Below are 18,116 nucleotides of genomic sequence, written 5' to 3'. Positions count from 1 at the left end.
AAGACGGCCATTCGTCGAGTTAAGGTTTATTTATGCTTAGGCTATTTTTAAGATAAGCACTTGAGGCTTATTTATTTTTAAGTGATTTATATCATCCAAACCAGCATTTTCAAAGTGTCCTTATTGGCTATCCGTAATTGTAAAGCTTTATCGAAGGTAAAATGCCACTCCTCTACTTGAGTGGCATACACCTGTATAAAGTGGAATTTTCAAAGCATCTCTAAGGCAATGCTAAGCGGCAGCGCCATATTGCTGTTTTAAATATTTCACAATATCCGCTGATTCAAACAGGCTAACTCCAGTATTTGGGTCAACCAGATAAGGCACCTGAATATTATCGCCCATAACTTTCAGCACTTGTTCGCGCTTACCACCCGCCAAAGGTTCATATTTCCCCGGTTTTAAGCGCAGCTTGGCAAGCCCCTGATCCTGCCAGCGCTCTTTAGCAACATTATGAAAAATAAAAGGGATTTCCAGTTCGCTCAAAACGCCACGTACAATTCGGGTATAGGGACTGGCTTCAAATCCCCATAACTCCAACAACTGCTCAGGCGCAGGCCGGCCTTTGGCCTTTGGATTGGCCATGCCCCCTCTTAATCCATTTATGACTGTGCCAGCAATAGCAGCTACAGGAATTTTTGGATAATACGCATATTTCTTTGGGGTTTTTCCAGTTTTGCCATAGTTTTTAAACAAATGATGAATAATGTCTTGAGATTCATACAACTTGTCGCCGGTATTTTCATCGACTAAAAAAGGAAACTGGAGCTTTCCTCCGAGTGCTTGTACGACAGGCCGGAAATGGGTACCACCGCGTGGACAAGGATAAACCTCATAATCCAGATTCAGCAGAGTCATCACTTCACGTACACGTCGACAAAACGGCGACCCTTCATATTCATATAGTTTTAAAGGCTGGTCTGGCTGATTTGGAAAAGGTGTACCTGTAGTACCTCGTCCGCCTTGGGTAAAGGCCGATGCCAATGCTTGAACAACCTTGATTTGATGACCCAGCATATTTCTCTCCTGTTTTTGTTTTAATCATCCTACAAGACAGACTCTCATGATTCTGTCTTGTATCTTTACCTTATAGCTTGGTTTTGTAATTCTTTTACAGTCTGTCTAGGCTATTTTTAAGCCACTAAAGAGCTTTTGGACAGCACAATACCATTATTGTCAGCATAAACATATTCGCCTGGAGTAAAAGTTACCCCGCCAAAATACAGCGGTACATCTACCTCTCCAAGGCCTTTACGGTTACTTTTTTGTGGAATTGATGCCAATGCCTGTACCCCCAGGTTCAGCTCAGCAATTGCATCTACATCACGGATGCAACCATAAATAATGACACCATTCCAGTGATTCTTAACTGCTGAATCGGCAATCAGGTCTCCCATTAATGCACAGCGCATGGAGGCACCACCATCCACCACCAACACTTTGCCAGTACCATCCGTTGCCAGGAGTTCTTTGACCCGTGAGTTATCTTCAAAGCATTTTACTGTAACGACCTGCCCACCGAAGGTCTTGCGAGCACCATAGCTTTTGAAGAACTTTCCATCCAGACACGGTGTTAGGACTTGTAACTCCAGATCCGGATGATCATCTAATAAATCACAGGTGACAAATGGTACTGTAGACACGATATTTAGCCTCTTTTCATTTTTTGAATATATAAATTATCATAAATTTCAAACTTTACCGTTTGAGTTCGTGCTGCCTCGACCATAGTATGAGCCACTTGGGCGGCTGTCACCGGCTTATATTGAAAAGTATCGGGGATAAAATTCGAGATCTTATGATAGATCTGTTGCGCTGTATCTTCCAGTAAACGCGGCTCTTCGCGCTCGCCAAGTAAAAGTGAGGGGCGAATCAGGCTAATTCTGTCCAGAGACAGACTCTGAACATATTCTTCCAGCTCACCCTTGACCTGATTGTAATAAAATAACGATTGCGGATTTGCACCCATCGCACTCAGCAACAAATAATGAGCCTCGGTCTGCTGAAGCAATTCTGCAAAATGGGCATTAATCGTGTAATCAATATCGTAAAAACTCTGTCTGGAACCGGCTTTTTTTATGGTCGTACCCAGACAACTAAAGCCGTGAGTATGCCCGCTTACATCCTGATCATTTAGCATCAGAAAGTCTTCAAGTACCAACTGGCGCACTTTATTGAAGCTGTCCCAGTCTGTCTGATAATACCTGACTACAGCAGTAATCTGCTCGCAACTTGGCTCAACTTGCAAGTCCCGTATGAGTTGTTTTCCGACCAGTCCACTGGCGCCAATCACCATAGGATGAGTTATTGATTTAGTCATTTTTTATACGATCTCCTCAGTGGAATACTAATCTAACGTTTTCTTTAGAGTTTTTCTGCATCTAAAATGTTGCCAAAGCATGTCAAGACTTGACTTCGGTGCTTAGTTTAATCAAAATATGGCACTTGTTTACGGGCTGGTGATAGTTCTTCTGATGTTGGTTTTCAGTTGAGTTTCAGCCCGCCCAGACCAATCTATTTCAAGGAGTGCACGAGTGGCAAACTCTGCTCAAGCTAAAAAACGTGCTCGTCAAAACGTTAAAGCACGCAAACACAACGCAAGCTTGCGTTCTATGGTTCGTACCTATCTTAAACGCACAGTAGCTGCTATTGCTGCTGGCGACTATGCGGTTGCTTCTGAAGCTTACAAAAAAGCTGTTCCAGTAATCGACCGTATGGCTGATAAAGGTATCATCCATAAAAATAAAGCAGCTCGTCATAAGAGCCGTTTAAATGCGCAAGTTAAAGCTTTGGCTGCTAACTAATCGCGATATGAAAAAAGCCCATTAGGGCTTTTTTTGTATCTAAAATTCAATTAAGCTCAATTAGCTCTTAAAAAAACACAATAATAAAACGAGTTTTTAACCTGGAATAGTTTAATTTTACATCGCTGAGCACTTATTTCTTCATTCAAAATAAAAGTACTGTTAAATTTTATGAAAATATTTTTGCTGCCCTGTAGTGTCGCATTTTTCTATTTTCTTATACATAAGCAGCAAGGTGAATTGGATATGATCCGACTGACTGTATTCAGTATCTTCACTCTTGAAGTGATGATGTAGATTAATATTGATTGTTCCTCTCAACTCTTACAAAATCAAAAAATGACTCATTCAATCATTTAAGACTTAAGAGCCAGAAATCAAAATAAATCAGCTTCAACCCCGCTGTTGGTTTCTAACTGGTAACTATATTCCCTAAATAAAAGTTATCGAAAAAAACAAGCCCTTAAAGAGCTTGTTTTTTCTTAATCTACCGAAAACTTAGTGGGTTACTGGCGGCTCTAAAGAGGCGGCTTTATTCTGCAAATATTTTGCATATAAATCCAGGCTAAATGGCTTGGCTGTCGCCAAAATCAAACTGGAACTTGGTCTTAGCGTATTCCATACCTGGGCAGCGGTATTATTACAAGCATAGCGTAACAGGTTAGTCCGGTTATTGGTTAAATAACCATTTCCAAGATCGAAACACTGCCCTGCTTGAATAATCGTAGAGTTCTCTGGTTTCATGGTCCAGATTTGATTGCTATTATTAGCATCGCATACCGCCATAATCACTTTTGCATAACTGCCAGTACTAGTGACGCACTGACCCGGATCTTTCGCAGAGTGAATTCGGCCCGATACATCAAACATCCATTGCTCTGTTAAATCTCCCGTACAGGCACTCGGTCCACTAATATAAAGATTAAGCGAACCATCCGTCAGTGTTTCAGTTTTCAGACAGTTCTTGCCATTATTTTTAATTGGCATTGCCCCAGCAAGAATATTGTCATTGTTCAGCCCCAACCTAACCATGAGTTTTTCAAATGAAGTTATGGCCTGTGCTTTTCCAGCAGAGAAGTCTTGCTGATAAGCTGCAATCCAGCGATCAAAGCGCGGAACAATATTCTGCTGGTGCTGATAACGCATCAACTGCTGTCGAGCCAGAGGACTCAGTTTATCCATATGATCGGTATAGGAGTCAGCAATCAGCTGCTGCTGTGCATTTAAATTGATAACCGTACTGGCTGCCTGAGCTTCCAAGACTTCCTCTAGGGCAGGCAGTTCTATCGCACGCAGCGCACTATAGCCGGCCTGACGACCAATCTTAACGGCTGGCTTAATCGCGTCAGGATAAGTTTTAATCTCAAGGTGTGACAGCTGCTTGGCTTCTTCACCCGCATTTTTGCAATATAAATCTACCGTTTTCGGCTGATCAGAGATGGCCAGATTCACATGCAATTTATTTGCATTGGAACCTAAACGAGAAGGTGCCAGCGCTACAGTTTTTGTATGCGATAGATAGTGGACCTTTAACCAGCAGGCTGCATTTTCAGATGATAGATCTGCTTCTGGAAGATTAAAAACATTTCCCCAGTTCCCGCGTGCTTCCGGGTAAAGCAAGCCCACCTGATTTACCGGGTCATACCCCCCTAAAATCGTAAATACCGGCACACCGAACAAACGTGGCTTTAAGTAATAACCATCTGGACGATTAAACCAGACGGCGTTCATCTTGGCAGGAATCTGAGGTTGATAAGCCTCCATTGTCCTGGTTTGTTTATTCCAGGTCTTATAACCTGTCGGTGATGTTTCATCCCAGACTGCACGGTCAAAATGTGGCTGAATTCTTAAATAGGTGCTATAGCCCGTATAATGGGTATAGTTGGATATGGTGCTGTCCGGATAGCCTCCCGCCATAGAGTCTGTACCATAGCGGAACAGATTTAAAAAGTTTGGAATACCATTGGAACCATCACGCAAACTTGTCGAGCTCCAGCTCAAATTACCACGCATCTTGTTACGATAGCTTATATATCCCCATCCACTATCTGCATGATGGGCAGTTAAAAAGTCATTAACCGTATCCTGATCAATTTGCACACGCCCAGGATAATGCCCCAAACCATAGTGATGTCCAATCTCATGACTGAATTCATTTCCTATAGAATCATATAAAGTCAGCATGCCATTCCCACCACTCAGGCCATGGCTACTTTCACCATTGGTATATTTACCCCGCGAGTGATGGGCCACGACACTTTGCGTCAACTGAGGCTGTGCCTGACTGGCCATTGAAGCACTGGTAATGCCCCAGTTAGCCAGATTAATTCCTACACTAAATGTAGATTTCCCGACATTCTCACGCATATCCCCACTATAAACATCCCCACTTCCTGCACTGCCCGTATTCTTATCATAAATGACACCTGTCGCAATCATGACTTTATCCAGACTAATATCATCATATTTGGCCACTGTCAGGTGTGCCGCAGGAATCGTCTGAAAATAATCCGTACCCGATTTTTCCGGCTCTAGCAGCATTTTATGACCACCAGAAACAGGTGCATCGGTTAACATTCCGATACGGATATTGTTGAGTACCAGTTCTCCTGGCGCTGCAAAATCAATCGCTTCTTCGGCGAGTTCACCGCTACGGTTTTTCGAGTCACTGAAACGTAATTTCAGACCAGGCTTAACTTCATTCCAGTTTAATCGGACTGACCAGGCACGCTTACTATATTGTAAAGATGGACGGGTACCTTGTCCTTTCTGATCTGATGCAGGAATTCTGGTCGGATCTGCCAGATTTACAGTACGCACCAGCTGATTACCTTGATAAATATCAACTTGAAGTGAAGTAATATCCTGCATTTCAGCCACAGGCGTAACCAGTAGCAAAGCTTCTTTTTCACTGGTTAATCTTGGCATCTGTTTGGCTTCATTCCCATTCGGATCAACAACATGCTGCTGACCAAACTGCACCATCGCTTGAAACTCACCCTTTAGATCATGACGTATCGTTCGAGTTTTGGATTCCGCATCATAATCATAAAAACCCAATGTATTGGCATAGCTCGCATCTACAGTCGGTTCTGGATAAAGTTCATTCGGATTCTGGTTTCCTCCCTGATCTGCATTCTGATCATTTTCCCCGCCCCCACATGCGACCAACATGAGCGATAATACACATACACTTAAATAACTATGTGAACACCTGATCACATTTTTCATATTAAACCCCCACTAAAAGCACAAAAAACCCCAAAAGGTAGACTTATTTTAATAAATAAAATCAACAACTTATATAAGATACAATCATATTTATACGCAGCTTCATTTGCAATCGGTTATTGTCTGATAAACAAAAAATATGAATAAAAATTGATAGAGCCAAATGAGTAAAATGTGTCATGGAACATTTTTTATTATCAGACAGTGAGCGGATTAAAAGTATTGCGTTTTTAAGTTACGCTGTTACCGAACCAGATTTTTTTAAATAATGAGAATTTTGATCGCCTGGAATCCAGACAGCAAAATAAAAAAAGCCCAATAACTTCATGTATCAAGCTTTTTAAAATACGAAAAATGTAGAAAGAATAAAAAGTTAGAGATTTAAGTTTTTAAAATCCTGAATATTTAATTCTGAAACCTTACCACGCCAGATCCATTTTAGCTTAGACTCCAAAAACACATCTCCCTCAAACCACACAAACAGCCCTTCCATCATTTCCGGCCAGTCCTCGCGACTTACTTCCTGCCGACCGGACATCACCGCAATCATGGCTGCCAGAATAGTATCGTGGCTCACAGCAAGGCTCACACCGTACTTGTTTTGTGGATGAGTGTTATAAATTAACTCCAATACATCCACTACGCCACGAATCGGGTGTTTCATTCCCGGCAAAGCATTATTGACGAAGCTGTTAATAAAACCCAGCGCTCCCTGTTTAGCAAAATAAGGGCCGGCTTGCTGAATATCCAGCACAAAGCTTCCCGGCTCGACCAGCAGCCCTTGCTCAATAATTTCAATCCGATGAGTATTCGGCTCAGCTGTAACTCCATCCGCGCCTTCAATCATTAAGGCGGCAGTATCAATACAGCGCTGGATCGGACTGGAAATACAATGCTGGATAATACGATCTGTGCGATCGGCCAGATAAGCCCCCCATTCCTGCGCCAGTTCTCTTCCTTGCTCAGTCAACTGTAGATCATAGCCTGCCAGCCCTTGGCCCTGGACATTTTCACGGATCGAGTGACGTGTGAACAAGGTGACCGGGGTCTGTCCATCAGGTAATAAATCTATAGCACTTAACATGCTGGGTGGAAGCAGCTTTAGGGACACGTCTTGACCAGTTCCATTCGTGAAGGATTATCCTTCACTATAACATGCTCAGGATTTTGCTCAATGCTTGGACTGCATATCGCCCAATGCCTTCAAGGCAAGCATTTTCATCTTGTGATTCTTATAAGCAATAAATCCGCCATTCAGCAAGGTGTCACGCTGATTATAAATGAATGGCCGCCCTTCCAGGTCGATCAGGCCACCACCGATTCGTTCGATCATGCACTGGCCAGCACTGGTATCCCATTCAGCAGTTGGGTGAAATCGGGGATAAATATCCACCTGATCTTCCAGCATCATACAGAACTTGTAAGCACTGCCTGCCTTAAACTCGCTATATGAAGTGAATTTAGCCAAGCTTTGCAGATATTCAACATATTTCGGCTTCTGCTGGCTACTCTGACTCAGACCAACATATACAGCCTGATGATCCGTCGCCGCTTCATAGCTGAACCATACATTATGGTGAATATCATATTTCAACGGCATGTCGTGCTCGGGGCAGAAATAAATCAGCTGCTGAGCCGGAACAGCCAATATGGCGAAGGTGGTCAAGCTCCCCCTCACCAGACTCAAGTTAATGGTAAATTCAGGCCGCTGGTGCAAAAACTCTTTGGTTCCATCTAAAGGATCAAGCAACCAGAATTCTGACCATTCATGACGCTGGTCCTGATGACCTTCTTCCGACAATAACGGTAACTCCGATATATCTGCCAAGGCTTGAGTCAGATATTTATTCACCCGAAAATCTGCTTGTGTCACCGGAGAATCATCACTTTTCTTGACAATATCAAATGCAGCACCCGAGCAATAAAGCTGATATTCTTCTCGCAAAATTTCACAAGCCTGTGTCAAGATGGGCACAAGCTGCAAAATCATGGGATCTTGTGGTGTTATTGTCGTTTTAAACATAGAAAACCTTAATATGTCGAATTGCTCAGAAAAACCGGCCGTTTTTTTTGATATGGACGGAACCTTGCTTGATCTTGCCTATGATGATTTCATCTGGAACGAATTATTGCCAGTACGTTATGCTGAAACACATGGCTGTAGCCTGGAACAAAGCCGCGCCACCCTGTATACCTTCTATCAACAACACAATCATACCCTAAACTGGTACTCTTCAAGCTTCTGGACGGCTAAAGTTGGAGTCGACGTCCTGGCCATGCAAATAGAACATAAACATAAAGTGGCTTTGCGTCCTTATTGCCTTGAATTGCTCGACTATCTGAAAAGCAATGATTATCCGATCTGGCTAACCACGAATGCCGACTGTGCCAGCTTGGCGTTTAAACTCGAACAGATGAATTTAAAAGATTATTTTGATGTGATTGTCAGCTCGGAAAGCATAGGACATGCCAAAGAGTTTGTAGAATTCTGGCAAGGTTTAAATGCCCTGCATCCTTTTAATCCAGAGCAGGTTTATTTTATTGATGATACCGAAAAAGTCCTGAATGGTGCCCGTGCTTACGGGATTCAGAACCTGTTTAGCATCCAGCAACCCTCGTCTGGCAAAGTTGCACGCGAGACTTGCAATTATCCAATGCTGCACCAATTAACAGAACTGATCACCCATTTAAATCAAACTGAGGTAAGCAAGCAATATGCGTAAATCGTCTTTACCTGAAGATGCGGTAGGCATGCGTATAGACAAATGGCTGTGGGCGGCACGTTTTTTTAAAACCCGTTCAATTGCCAAAAATGCTATTGAGGGAGGCAAAGTCCACCATAATGGCGAACGGGTTAAAGTATCACGCGAAGTCCGTGTCGGAATGGAGTTGACGATTCAGCAAGGCATCGACAAGAAAACAGTAGTCGTGAAAGAACTTTCCGATGTACGCGGTCCTGCGCCAGTCGCACAGAAACTTTATGAAGAAACTGAAGTCAGTATTGCACGCCGGGAATTGATTGCATCACAAAGAAAGTTGCATAATCTAGCCCGTCCCGATCATCGGCCGAGCAAAAAAGACCGCCGGGACATCAGTAAATTCAGAAATGAAAATAGTCAGAACTTTGACCAGCAGTGGTCATATAATGATGATTGAATATAAGCGTCAGAATGTGTCGCAACACACCTGACATTGATAGAATAGCAAGGCATTTTCTGTCACCATACACTTGTGGAACGAAGCTCTAATTTAAGACATCCACTTGAGTACTAAGTTTGTGACATCGTATTGAGGTTATAAGATGGATGAGAATAAAAATAAGGCGCTTAATGCTGCCTTAAGCCAAATTGAAAAACAGTTTGGTAAAAACACAGTGATGCGTCTTGGTGACAATACCGTGCAGGCAGTTGAAGCTGTATCTACAGGCTCATTAACGCTTGATATTGCACTCGGTATTGGTGGTTTACCGAAAGGCCGTATTATCGAAATTTATGGTCCTGAATCTTCAGGTAAGACCACGATGACCCTGCAAGCGATTGCTGAATGTCAAAAAGCAGGCGGCACATGTGCATTTATCGATGCCGAGCACGCGCTTGATCCTCAATACGCCCGTAAACTTGGTGTAGATATTGATAACCTATTGGTCTCTCAACCCGATCATGGTGAACAGGCACTTGAGATTGCAGACATGCTGGTACGCTCTGGTGCAATTGACATGATCGTTGTCGACTCCGTGGCTGCCCTAACCCCTCGCGCCGAAATTGAAGGCGAAATGGGCGACTCACATATGGGCCTGCAAGCACGTTTGATGAGCCAGGCACTGCGTAAAATTACCGGCAATGCCAAACGTTCAAACTGTATGGTGATTTTCATTAACCAGATCCGTATGAAAATTGGTGTAATGTTTGGTAGCCCGGAAACCACGACTGGTGGTAACGCACTGAAGTTCTACGCTTCTGTACGTCTGGATATTCGTCGTATCGGTCAGGTTAAAGAAGGTGACGAGATTATTGGTTCTGAAACCAAAGTCAAAGTTGTGAAAAACAAAATGGCGCCTCCATTCAAAGAAGCCCTGTTCCAGATTCTGTATGGTAAAGGCGTAAACCATCTAGGTGAACTGATCGACCTTGCCGTACAGCAAGAAATCGTACAAAAAGCCGGTGCATGGTATTCATATCAAGGCGACAAGATTGGCCAAGGTAAGAACAACACGATTCGCTACCTGGAAGAACATAAAGAAATGGCTAAAACCATTGAAAAGCTGATTCGGGAGCAACTGCTTACCAAAGCCGTAATCACTGAAGAAGATGATAAAGAAGAAGCAGATCTTTTAGATGCCTAATCTATTATTTGTTTAGTCTTTAAACACCATCCAGAGCGCCCTACGGGGCGTTTTGTTATGATGGACTGGTTTACTTTATTCGAGATCAGCATGTCGGACACAAAATTCAGTAAGCTCTTGGACTATGAAGCGATTAAGCAGCAGTTTGGTGATACTGAAGATTCAGCACACACCTCTACTGTTCCGTCTCAAGTTTTGCCAGAATTTGATCCGGAAGACAGTTTATTTGGACAGCCGAATAAGCAAGAGAAAAAACCAGGCCTTAGCGGCTCTCGTCTGCGTTCTTATGCCTTTGCCGTCTTAACCCGCAAGGAATATTCCAAAGCTGAGCTGATCGAAAAACTGGCGCTTTATGCAGAAGATCGTAATGAGGTCATCGCTTTGGTCGATGAGCTTGCAAAAGAAAATTACCAGAGCGACCAGCGTGTCGCTGAAATCATGCTATCGAGTCAAAAGCGCAAAGGCAAAGGCCCCAATCAAATTAAAATGAAGCTTAAAAGCAAGAAAATTGATACTGCTTTAATTTCAGAAGAGCTCAAGGAAACTGACTGGGTACAACAGGCCTATGAGCTTAAACTTAAAAAATACGGCCCAGAAGTCAGCAAAGACCCCAAACTTAAAGCTAAACAGATCCGCTTTCTGATGTATCGTGGTTTTGAAATGGATGCGATCATAAAAGCCATTAGCCGCAAGCCTGAAGACTAACCCTATTCTTTCTTCAATATATTCATTTACTCAGTTTTCCAGTTCTTAACTTTAGTCCTACCGATTTCTACTCATTCAATGATGATACATCTGTCAGACGAAACACTGAGGTGTTGATAGAGCAATAAAATTAAATAAAAAATGCGATAGGTAGGTTTTAAATAGAAGAGCTTAAATCTAATCGGATAAATGAGATTGCGAAAGATGTATAATTTTTATAATTAAATATATGGTGGCAACCCTACCAGCAAAGCTTCGGCACATCACAGTTCTATTACCGTTGCTACCTTCCGGTCCTGGCGGGGTTCATAGAGTGCAATTGCGAAGTAACCGGCAGGGCTACCATTGCAGGAACAGAGTATAAAGATTTTTAAGGAAGTTGCAAGTACTTGTATTTAAAATTAGCTCACAAGCTATCCGTTTGATTACTTTAGAAACAGTCTGGATATTTTAGCGCTTTTTGATTGATCTTCATATTCAGTTCATGAACAGCAAAATTAACTGAATCTTTGTAAAACCTTGTTGCAATTTCTAAAAATGCCGTTTTTAATGTGGATAATAGAGAGCAGATCTTCTTGTTGATATAACTGTGTAGCGAGACCTAGGTCTCGCCAAGAATTATGGAAATTATAGAATGTTTAAGAAAACGGCATTGTGTGCTTTGACTGCACTCTTTACAACGCCCCTGCTTGCCGCCATTCCAATAGAATCACGCGGATTAAGCCAATCCAACAATCCTGCAGCACAAGCCGCTATTTCTACCAGCTCAGATACGCCTGTACAGACCAATACCAGCTGGCAAATCATGCAAAAAAACCAGCAGCTTGAAAATGATTTGCGTAGCTTGCGCGGAAAAATGGAAGAGCAGGAAAACGAGATTGAACGTCTTAAAAGCGAGCTGACCAACCGTTATGCCGACTTAGATCAGCGTCTGGAATTATTACAGCAAAAAATAGAACCGACCGAGGATGCACCAACGGAGGATAATCAACAGGATACTTCTCCCAGTTTGAGTTCAACACCCGCAGCAAACACCAGCAGCACACAAGCTAATGAGCAGGAAAAAGCCGCTTATACCATTGCACTGGATGCTTATAAAAATGGCGGTGCTGCTAAAGCAATCGCACCAATGCAGAATTTTATCAAAAACAATCCCAATAGCGTGTATATCAGCAATGCGCACTTCTGGCTGGCTGAGTTTAATCTGGCCATTGATCCACCCAATTTTGCAGAAGCCAAGCGTAATTATACGGTGGTTACAGAACACTTTCCCAAATCATCGCGTGCACCACGTGCCTTGTATCAGCTTTATAGCATCAGCAAGGATGTAGAACACAAGCCTGATGTAGCGATGCAATATAAAAACCAGCTATTAAGTCAGCATCCACAATCAGAAGAAGCGCAGTATTTTAAATATTAAATAAAGGCTGTTTAGAAAATAAAAAAGACACTCTCAAGGTGTCTTTTTTATAAAAAATGCTTTAGCGTATGATTCCGCGTTTTGATTGCTCCAGAGAGTCAATTAAACGCTGCGCTTCAGGCACTTCTGGTAAAATCTCACTACGAATTTTTTCAAGCGCTTCCTGAGTGGTCAGACCCGATTTATAAATGAGCTTGAAAGCTTCACGTAAGCGATTGACCACATTCTTGGACCAACCCTTACGACGCATCCCTTCCACATTCATGGCAAATGCATGTGCAGGATTTCCAGACACCATTACATACGCTGGCACATCTTTGAGAATAAGTGAAGCACCGCCAATCATGCTATATGAATCAATTTTGCAGAATTGATGAATTCCGGAGTTACCTCCAACCACAACATAATCACCTACATGCACATGGCCAGCTACACCGACATTATTTGCAAAGATATTATGATCGCCCACCCTACAGTCATGGGCAATATGCGTATTCACCATCAGCAGGTTATGACTACCCACTTTAGTAATGCCCTGATCCTGAACCGTACCACGATGCAAACTACAATGTTCACGAATCTTGTTGTGATCACCAATTTCTAGCCAGGTTTCTTCACCTGCATATTTGAGATCCTGACAAACTTCGCCCACACTGGCGAACTGAAAAATTTCATTATATTCACCCATACGCGTATAGCCACCCACCACAACATGTGAATGAAGTTTGCTACCCGCGCCAATAGTGACATTCGGTCCAATAATACAATATGGACCAATTTGCACATCAGCAGCAATTACTGCTGATGAGTCAATAATGGCAGTTGGGTGAATAAGGGGATTATTGCTCATGCCTGCTCGACTTTTTGATGCGAAACCATAATTTCCGCGGTTGTTGCGACGACGCCATCTACAGTGGCAATACAATTATATTTGTAAATGCCTCGTTTTTGCATCACTAATTCAGCTTTTAAAACCAATTGATCACCAGCAACCACTTGTTTTTTAAATCTGACCTTCTCAGCGCCAGCAAACAGGAACAAAGAACCTTCACTTGGAACTTCGTTATTCATGACAAAACCCAAAATTCCAGAAATCTGAGCCAATGCTTCAACAATCAGCACGCCCGGCATGATGGGATAATTCGGAAAATGACCTTGCAAAAACTCTTCATTAATCGAGACGTTCTTATAACCAACAATACCATTTTCAGTAATATCGACTACACGATCAACCAGTAAAAATGGATAACGATGGGGCAAATATTCACGAATTTTTTGAATATTCATTGGTAATTCAGGCTTCGTCAATGTAGGCAAATTCGACTCTGTCATCATAATTATTTACGCAACTTTAATGTTGATTCAATGGACTCAATTTGAGATTGCATATGATCCAATCGTTTAGCCAACTGGGTCAATGGCACATCTGCTAATTGTCTGAGGCGAACCACTGTGCGTTTCCATTTCTGATTTTCAAACAATCCAATCCCCGAAGAATATTTTCCATCTTCAGAAATATTATTTGTCACCATTGACATTCCAGTCAAAGTCACATTATCAGCAATATTTAAGTGCCCAGAAATTGCGGTACCACCACCAATGATACAGTTTTTGCCAATTGAAACACTTCCTGCAACAGCAGTTTTCGCAGCAATAGCGGTATTGGCACCTATTTTAACGTTATGCGCGATTTGCACAAGGTTATCAATAATAACACCTTGTTCCAAAATCGTATCATCCAACGCACCACGATCTATACTACAGTTCGACCCAATCCGGACGTCATCAGCGATGCGAACAGAACCTAACTGGGCGATCCTGTGCCATTTCCCTTGGTAAGGCGCAAAACCAAAACCTTCACTACCAATCACGGTATTGGCATGAATACGGACACGGTTACCAATTTTGGCTTCGCCGGTCAGGGTCACATGTGCATCAATAAAACAGTCCTGACCGATTTCGACAGCATCATCAAGATATGTATGTGCTTGAATAATCGTATTTGCACCCACCACACAATCCTCACCAATCACTGCATAGTGACCAATATAGGCATCGTCGGCAATTATTGCTGAAGGATGAATTTGTGCCGTACTTTCAATTCCACGCTGGCTCTGTTTTTTTTCAAAAACATGCGTCAGGATTGCAAAAGCCAGATAAGGATTAGCCACCACAATAAAGTTTTGCTGTGAAGTGCATTGCTGTTTCAGTTCAGCAGTGACAATGAGCGCACCCGCCTGACTTTGATTGGCCTGCTCTAGATATTTGTCTGCATTAACGAATGCCAGATCTTGTGACGTTGCATGTTGAAGACTGGCCAAACCTCTCAAATGCAAATCTGCCTGACCTACACACTCGCCTTGAACCAGGCGAGCGAGATCAGCTAACTGAAGCTGTTGATGATTCATTGATTTACTTAATTGCATTAACCTTTTGAATCATTTTATCAGTTAAATCATACTTGGCGTCATAAGTAAGCGTGGAATTTTTATTTAAAACCACATCCAGGTTGTTTTCTTTACGCAATTGCTCTGCAATCTGTTTCACACGTCCATCAAAAACTGTCCGGATTTGCTGAATGGAGCTTTGTACACTGCCTTGTACGGTTTGCTGAAGCTGTGCCAATTCCTGAAGTTTAGCCTGATATTGAGCTGACATTTTCTGCTTTTCAGCATCACTGATTTTGCTATTTGCCTGCGCTCGCTGCTGTAAAGCCTCAAGCTCTTTACTTAACTGGTCAATCTTGGTGGTTTGAGGCTGAATTTTTTGCTGGAATGCAGTATTTTGCTGCTTTAAATAAGTACTATTTTCAACCACACGCTCCAGATCAATTACACCAATCCCGGCTGCTTGAGCCAAAGGTGCGAATGTTGCTAAAACCAGGCTCATTGTCATCATTATTTTGTTCATAATTTTCACTCTTTCAAAAAATTTGCTCACAAGGCCACAACCTCATGAGCAAATTTTATATTCTTCATGGATAAGTAATTTAGAATGTACGTCCGATTTCAAATTGTACATTCTGGGTATCATCACCCGGCTTATCGTTAAGTGGATAAGCATAGCTGAGTGATAATGGGCCAATCATGGTAATCCAGGTAAAGCCTGCACCAACGCTATAGCGCATATTGCCACTATCAAAGCCGAAGTTGTCTTTACAGTATTGTTTTGCATCTACACCAGGATCATCCATTTTACCAGTCAAATACAGCTTACCTGATGGTACATCACACTGAGTATCAAATACTTGAGCACCTTCAGCAAACAGTACTGGACGCACCTGACGTGCCCAATCCCCTTTAAACGGCACAGGCAATACCAACTCAGCACCAAACTGAATTAGCGCATTACCACCCACTTCTTCTGGATCATAATCTCGTTTGCGTGATTCGTTATAAGTTACACCAGGGTATTTAGGTCCAAGCGTACTGTTTTCATAACCACGCACTGAGCCATAACCACCAGCATAGAAGTTCTTATAGAATGGCAGATCATTACCATAGCCTAGCTTACCGTAACCGCGCAGCACAAAGTCCTTACCCAATGGGAAGAGTGCTTGTGCATCATAAGATACTTTTTGATATTCCACATCACTGCCCGGTAATGCAATTTCTGCATTGACTCGATGTGACATTCCCGTAGTTGGGAAGACTGGACGGTTTAAAGTGTTATATGACCAACCTAGATTTAAATTATAAGTCAGGAATTCTCCACCAAACTCATCATCAAATGAGGTAAAACCAATATCTTGATTATTACCATCTCGGCAAAGACGATCAAAATAACCTTCTGGTGGATTAGAAGGTTTTTCCAGATCAGGATCAGCTGCTAAATCAATCTCCCATTGTGATTTTAGGTTATCGCTCGAACAATACTTACCTTCGCCTTTAGCTTTACCACCATTGGCTAACAAATAATCCCGAACATAGGTCGAGACATAGGGACCAGTCGTCACTTCAGTCTGGTCAATATTCAGGCCCAAACTTACACTTTGGTTTTCATCAATTGGATAACCAAAATTGATCCCACCACCAAAACTGTCAGTCACATAGTTATTGACGTTATAATCATCATCTAGTTTGGTTTTACGATAGTAAAGATTATAGCCACGACGTACGCCATCAATGGTAAAATACGGGTCCATCACGCTCAAGTTATAATAATCTTGAGTTTCAGAACGGGACAGGTCTATAGAGACGCTATTCCCTGTACCCAAGAAGTTGGTTTGACTTAAGCCAGCCTGGAAGGTCACACCACCACTTTGCGAGAAACCAACTGCCAGTGTACTGGTTCCCGAATGTTGTTCTTCTACTGCAATATTCAGGTCAACCTGATCAGGTGAACCCGGAATACGTACAGGTTTAACATCTACACTCTTAAAGAAACCGGTGCGTTCCAGACGAACCTTTGACAGATCAATCTTTTCGTTACTGGCCAGTGCCCCTTCCATTTGGCGCATTTCACGACGCAATACTTCGTCTGCGGTCTTGGAGTTACCTGTAAAGTTGATACGTCGTACGGTAATCTGTTGACCCGGATTAATATAATAGTTCAAATCAACTTGCTTGGTTTCTTCATTAATCTGAGGAACCACATTCACTTCAGCATAGTAATAGCCAGCATTGCCATATTTACGTAGCAACAACTGCTTGACTGCATTCACTTTTTCCTGTGAATACACTTCACTTTCTTTATACAGCTGTAAAGCTTTTAACTCTTCAGGCTGATAAAGCGCATCACCCAAGAACTTGGTTTGACCAAATTTAAACTGCTCACCTTCATCGACTGAAACCTCAATGAACACATTTTTTTTATCTTCACTCAGGTTCAGGCTGGAGTTGGCGATATTAAAGTTAATGTAACCACGGTTCAGATACATCGCACGCAAGGCTTCCAGACTCGCAGCCATCTTTTCACGTGCATAGCGGTCATTACGCGAGACCACTGAACTCCAACCACTTTCCTTGACGGCAAAAGCCTGCTTAATCTCGGATTCTTTAAATACCGTATTCCCGATGATATTAATATCAAAAACTTTAGCGGCTTTGCCTTCTACAAAGTCAATCAGTAATTCAACCCGGTTATTTGGTCGCGCAGTGGTGGTTACCTTAATATCGGCATCATAACGGCCTTGCTGCATATATTGCTGTTCAAGCTCGGACTCCACTGTTTGCAGCGCAGATTTTCTCAGCACCTCGCCTTCAGCCAAGCCCATTTTTTTCAGGCCTTCTTCAAGTGCTTCTTTTGGAATCAACTTGTTGCCTTTGAGCTCAATCTTTGAAATAACCGGACGCTCTACCACCTGGAAAACCAGAGTATTTCCCTGCTGAACGGCTTTGATATCATCAAATAACCCTGATGCAAACAGGCTACGAATTGCATTGGCAATCACAGGATCATTCACACGGTCACCACTGTTGACCGGCACCAAGCTATACAGATTTTCAGGAGTTAAACGTACTAATCCATCAAATTTTATATCTTGTACAATGAATTCATCTACTGCATATACTTGTTGTGCTGCTGCCATTGCACTAACGAGTGCCAAAGGCATAAATAAATGTGTGTGCTGCATGCCAGTCTTTTCCGCTGTTAATTTATTTCATTTACGTTC

General features: G+C 42.4%; 17 protein-coding genes and 1 other RNA gene. 6 read left to right on the top strand and 12 right to left on the bottom strand.

Annotated elements, in window-relative coordinates; all coding sequences use genetic code 11:
• Positions 1 to 231 precede the first annotated feature (231 nt).
• The 3 genes from NI461_RS03750 to NI461_RS03740 form a co-directional block, all read right to left on the bottom strand.
• Positions 232 to 1,017 (bottom strand): glutathione S-transferase N-terminal domain-containing protein, encoded by a 786-nt coding sequence (locus NI461_RS03750; RefSeq protein WP_174659684.1) that lies wholly within the window; start codon positions 1,015 to 1,017, stop codon positions 232 to 234.
• A 116-nt stretch (positions 1,018 to 1,133) separates the two neighbouring features.
• Positions 1,134 to 1,643 (bottom strand): ribonuclease E activity regulator RraA, encoded by a 510-nt coding sequence (rraA, locus tag NI461_RS03745; protein ID WP_151203778.1) that lies wholly within the window; start codon positions 1,641 to 1,643, stop codon positions 1,134 to 1,136.
• 5 nt (positions 1,644 to 1,648) lie between these two features.
• The gene (locus NI461_RS03740; protein ID WP_174659683.1) at positions 1,649 to 2,320 is read right to left on the bottom strand and encodes a nucleoside-diphosphate sugar epimerase; all 672 of its coding nucleotides are present in this window, start codon (positions 2,318 to 2,320) and stop codon (positions 1,649 to 1,651) included.
• A gap of 214 nt (positions 2,321 to 2,534) precedes the next feature.
• Here NI461_RS03740 and rpsT point away from each other — a divergent pair, with 214 nt between their 5' ends.
• Positions 2,535 to 2,804: a 30S ribosomal protein S20 gene (gene rpsT, locus NI461_RS03735; protein ID WP_151203782.1), complete on the top strand. Its 270-nt coding sequence runs from the start codon at positions 2,535 to 2,537 to the stop codon at positions 2,802 to 2,804.
• Between the two features lie 498 nt (positions 2,805 to 3,302).
• Here the strand turns inward: rpsT and NI461_RS03730 are convergent, their stop codons facing one another.
• The 3 genes from NI461_RS03730 to NI461_RS03720 form a co-directional block, all read right to left on the bottom strand.
• Entirely contained in the window at positions 3,303 to 6,035 is a 2,733-nt protein-coding gene (locus NI461_RS03730; RefSeq protein WP_174659682.1) for a M66 family metalloprotease, read from the bottom strand.
• A gap of 373 nt (positions 6,036 to 6,408) precedes the next feature.
• A complete protein-coding gene (locus NI461_RS03725; protein WP_174659681.1) occupies positions 6,409 to 7,146 on the bottom strand; it encodes a histidine phosphatase family protein in 738 nt (245 codons plus the stop codon).
• Positions 7,147 to 7,206: 60 nt separating this feature from the next.
• Positions 7,207 to 8,058 (bottom strand): 3'(2'),5'-bisphosphate nucleotidase CysQ, encoded by an 852-nt coding sequence (locus NI461_RS03720; RefSeq protein ID WP_174659680.1) that lies wholly within the window; start codon positions 8,056 to 8,058, stop codon positions 7,207 to 7,209.
• Between the two features lie 13 nt (positions 8,059 to 8,071).
• Here NI461_RS03720 and NI461_RS03715 point away from each other — a divergent pair, with 13 nt between their 5' ends.
• The 4 genes from NI461_RS03715 (at position 8,072) to NI461_RS03700 (ending at position 11,082) form a co-directional block, all read left to right on the top strand.
• The gene (locus tag NI461_RS03715) at positions 8,072 to 8,758 is read left to right on the top strand and encodes an HAD-IA family hydrolase (RefSeq protein WP_174659679.1); all 687 of its coding nucleotides are present in this window, start codon (positions 8,072 to 8,074) and stop codon (positions 8,756 to 8,758) included.
• A complete protein-coding gene (locus NI461_RS03710) occupies positions 8,751 to 9,191 on the top strand; it encodes a S4 domain-containing protein (protein WP_151203790.1) in 441 nt (146 codons plus the stop codon). Before NI461_RS03715 ends, NI461_RS03710 begins: the two co-directional genes overlap by 8 nt.
• A 145-nt stretch (positions 9,192 to 9,336) precedes the next feature.
• Complete coding sequence (gene recA / locus NI461_RS03705; RefSeq protein WP_151203792.1) at positions 9,337 to 10,377, top strand: recombinase RecA; 1,041 nt, start codon at positions 9,337 to 9,339, stop codon at positions 10,375 to 10,377.
• Positions 10,378 to 10,467: 90 nt separating this feature from the next.
• On the top strand, positions 10,468 to 11,082 hold the full coding sequence (locus tag NI461_RS03700; RefSeq protein WP_174660570.1) for a regulatory protein RecX: 615 nt from the start codon (positions 10,468 to 10,470) through the stop codon (positions 11,080 to 11,082).
• A gap of 239 nt (positions 11,083 to 11,321) precedes the next feature.
• On the opposite strand, the gene ffs is transcribed toward NI461_RS03700, so the two are convergent.
• An RNA gene (gene ffs, locus NI461_RS03695) (signal recognition particle sRNA small type) lies at positions 11,322 to 11,418 on the bottom strand.
• 298 nt (positions 11,419 to 11,716) lie between these two features.
• Here ffs and NI461_RS03690 point away from each other — a divergent pair.
• The gene (locus tag NI461_RS03690) at positions 11,717 to 12,502 is read left to right on the top strand and encodes a YbgF trimerization domain-containing protein (protein ID WP_174659678.1); all 786 of its coding nucleotides are present in this window, start codon (positions 11,717 to 11,719) and stop codon (positions 12,500 to 12,502) included.
• 61 nt (positions 12,503 to 12,563) lie between these two features.
• On the opposite strand, the gene lpxA is transcribed toward NI461_RS03690, so the two are convergent.
• The 5 genes from lpxA to bamA all read right to left on the bottom strand — a co-directional run bounded on the left by lpxA (position 12,564) and on the right by bamA (position 18,077).
• Positions 12,564 to 13,352, bottom strand: a complete 789-nt coding sequence (lpxA, locus tag NI461_RS03685; RefSeq protein WP_174659677.1) for an acyl-ACP--UDP-N-acetylglucosamine O-acyltransferase — start codon at positions 13,350 to 13,352, stop codon at positions 12,564 to 12,566.
• Entirely contained in the window at positions 13,349 to 13,837 is a 489-nt protein-coding gene (fabZ, locus tag NI461_RS03680; RefSeq protein ID WP_151203799.1) for a 3-hydroxyacyl-ACP dehydratase FabZ, read from the bottom strand. Before fabZ ends, lpxA begins: the two co-directional genes overlap by 4 nt.
• 2 nt (positions 13,838 to 13,839) lie before the next feature.
• Positions 13,840 to 14,910, bottom strand: coding sequence for a UDP-3-O-(3-hydroxymyristoyl)glucosamine N-acyltransferase (gene lpxD / locus NI461_RS03675; protein WP_174659676.1), 1,071 nt, complete (start codon positions 14,908 to 14,910; stop codon positions 13,840 to 13,842).
• A 4-nt stretch (positions 14,911 to 14,914) separates the two neighbouring features.
• Positions 14,915 to 15,412: an OmpH family outer membrane protein gene (locus NI461_RS03670; protein ID WP_174659675.1), complete on the bottom strand. Its 498-nt coding sequence runs from the start codon at positions 15,410 to 15,412 to the stop codon at positions 14,915 to 14,917.
• A gap of 79 nt (positions 15,413 to 15,491) precedes the next feature.
• Positions 15,492 to 18,077, bottom strand: coding sequence for an outer membrane protein assembly factor BamA (gene bamA / locus NI461_RS03665; RefSeq protein ID WP_174659674.1), 2,586 nt, complete (start codon positions 18,075 to 18,077; stop codon positions 15,492 to 15,494).
• Positions 18,078 to 18,116 lie beyond the last annotated feature (39 nt).

Source organism: Acinetobacter sp. S4400-12 (assembly GCF_024129495.1).
In the GTDB taxonomy this organism is placed as follows: domain Bacteria; phylum Pseudomonadota; class Gammaproteobacteria; order Pseudomonadales; family Moraxellaceae; genus Acinetobacter; species Acinetobacter lwoffii_C.
The sequence above is the reverse complement of the archived record's forward strand: the minus strand, read 5'-3'. Positions and strand labels throughout refer to the sequence as shown.

Coding starts and splice junctions, on each gene's coding strand:
- NI461_RS03750 (WP_174659684.1), bottom strand. CDS start 1,017: ATGCTGGGTCATCAAATCAAGGTTGTTCAAGCATTGGCATCGGCCTTT.
- NI461_RS03740 (WP_174659683.1), bottom strand. CDS start 2,320: ATGACTAAATCAATAACTCATCCTATGGTGATTGGCGCCAGTGGACTG.
- NI461_RS03730 (WP_174659682.1), bottom strand. CDS start 6,035: ATGAAAAATGTGATCAGGTGTTCACATAGTTATTTAAGTGTATGTGTA.
- NI461_RS03720 (WP_174659680.1), bottom strand. CDS start 8,058: ATGTTTAAAACGACAATAACACCACAAGATCCCATGATTTTGCAGCTT.
- NI461_RS03715 (WP_174659679.1), top strand. CDS start 8,072: ATGTCGAATTGCTCAGAAAAACCGGCCGTTTTTTTTGATATGGACGGA.
- NI461_RS03710 (WP_151203790.1), top strand. CDS start 8,751: ATGCGTAAATCGTCTTTACCTGAAGATGCGGTAGGCATGCGTATAGAC.
- recA (WP_151203792.1), top strand. CDS start 9,337: ATGGATGAGAATAAAAATAAGGCGCTTAATGCTGCCTTAAGCCAAATT.
- NI461_RS03700 (WP_174660570.1), top strand. CDS start 10,468: ATGTCGGACACAAAATTCAGTAAGCTCTTGGACTATGAAGCGATTAAG.
- NI461_RS03690 (WP_174659678.1), top strand. CDS start 11,717: ATGTTTAAGAAAACGGCATTGTGTGCTTTGACTGCACTCTTTACAACG.
- lpxA (WP_174659677.1), bottom strand. CDS start 13,352: ATGAGCAATAATCCCCTTATTCACCCAACTGCCATTATTGACTCATCA.
- fabZ (WP_151203799.1), bottom strand. CDS start 13,837: ATGATGACAGAGTCGAATTTGCCTACATTGACGAAGCCTGAATTACCA.
- lpxD (WP_174659676.1), bottom strand. CDS start 14,910: ATGAATCATCAACAGCTTCAGTTAGCTGATCTCGCTCGCCTGGTTCAA.
- NI461_RS03670 (WP_174659675.1), bottom strand. CDS start 15,412: ATGAACAAAATAATGATGACAATGAGCCTGGTTTTAGCAACATTCGCA.
- bamA (WP_174659674.1), bottom strand. CDS start 18,077: ATGCAGCACACACATTTATTTATGCCTTTGGCACTCGTTAGTGCAATG.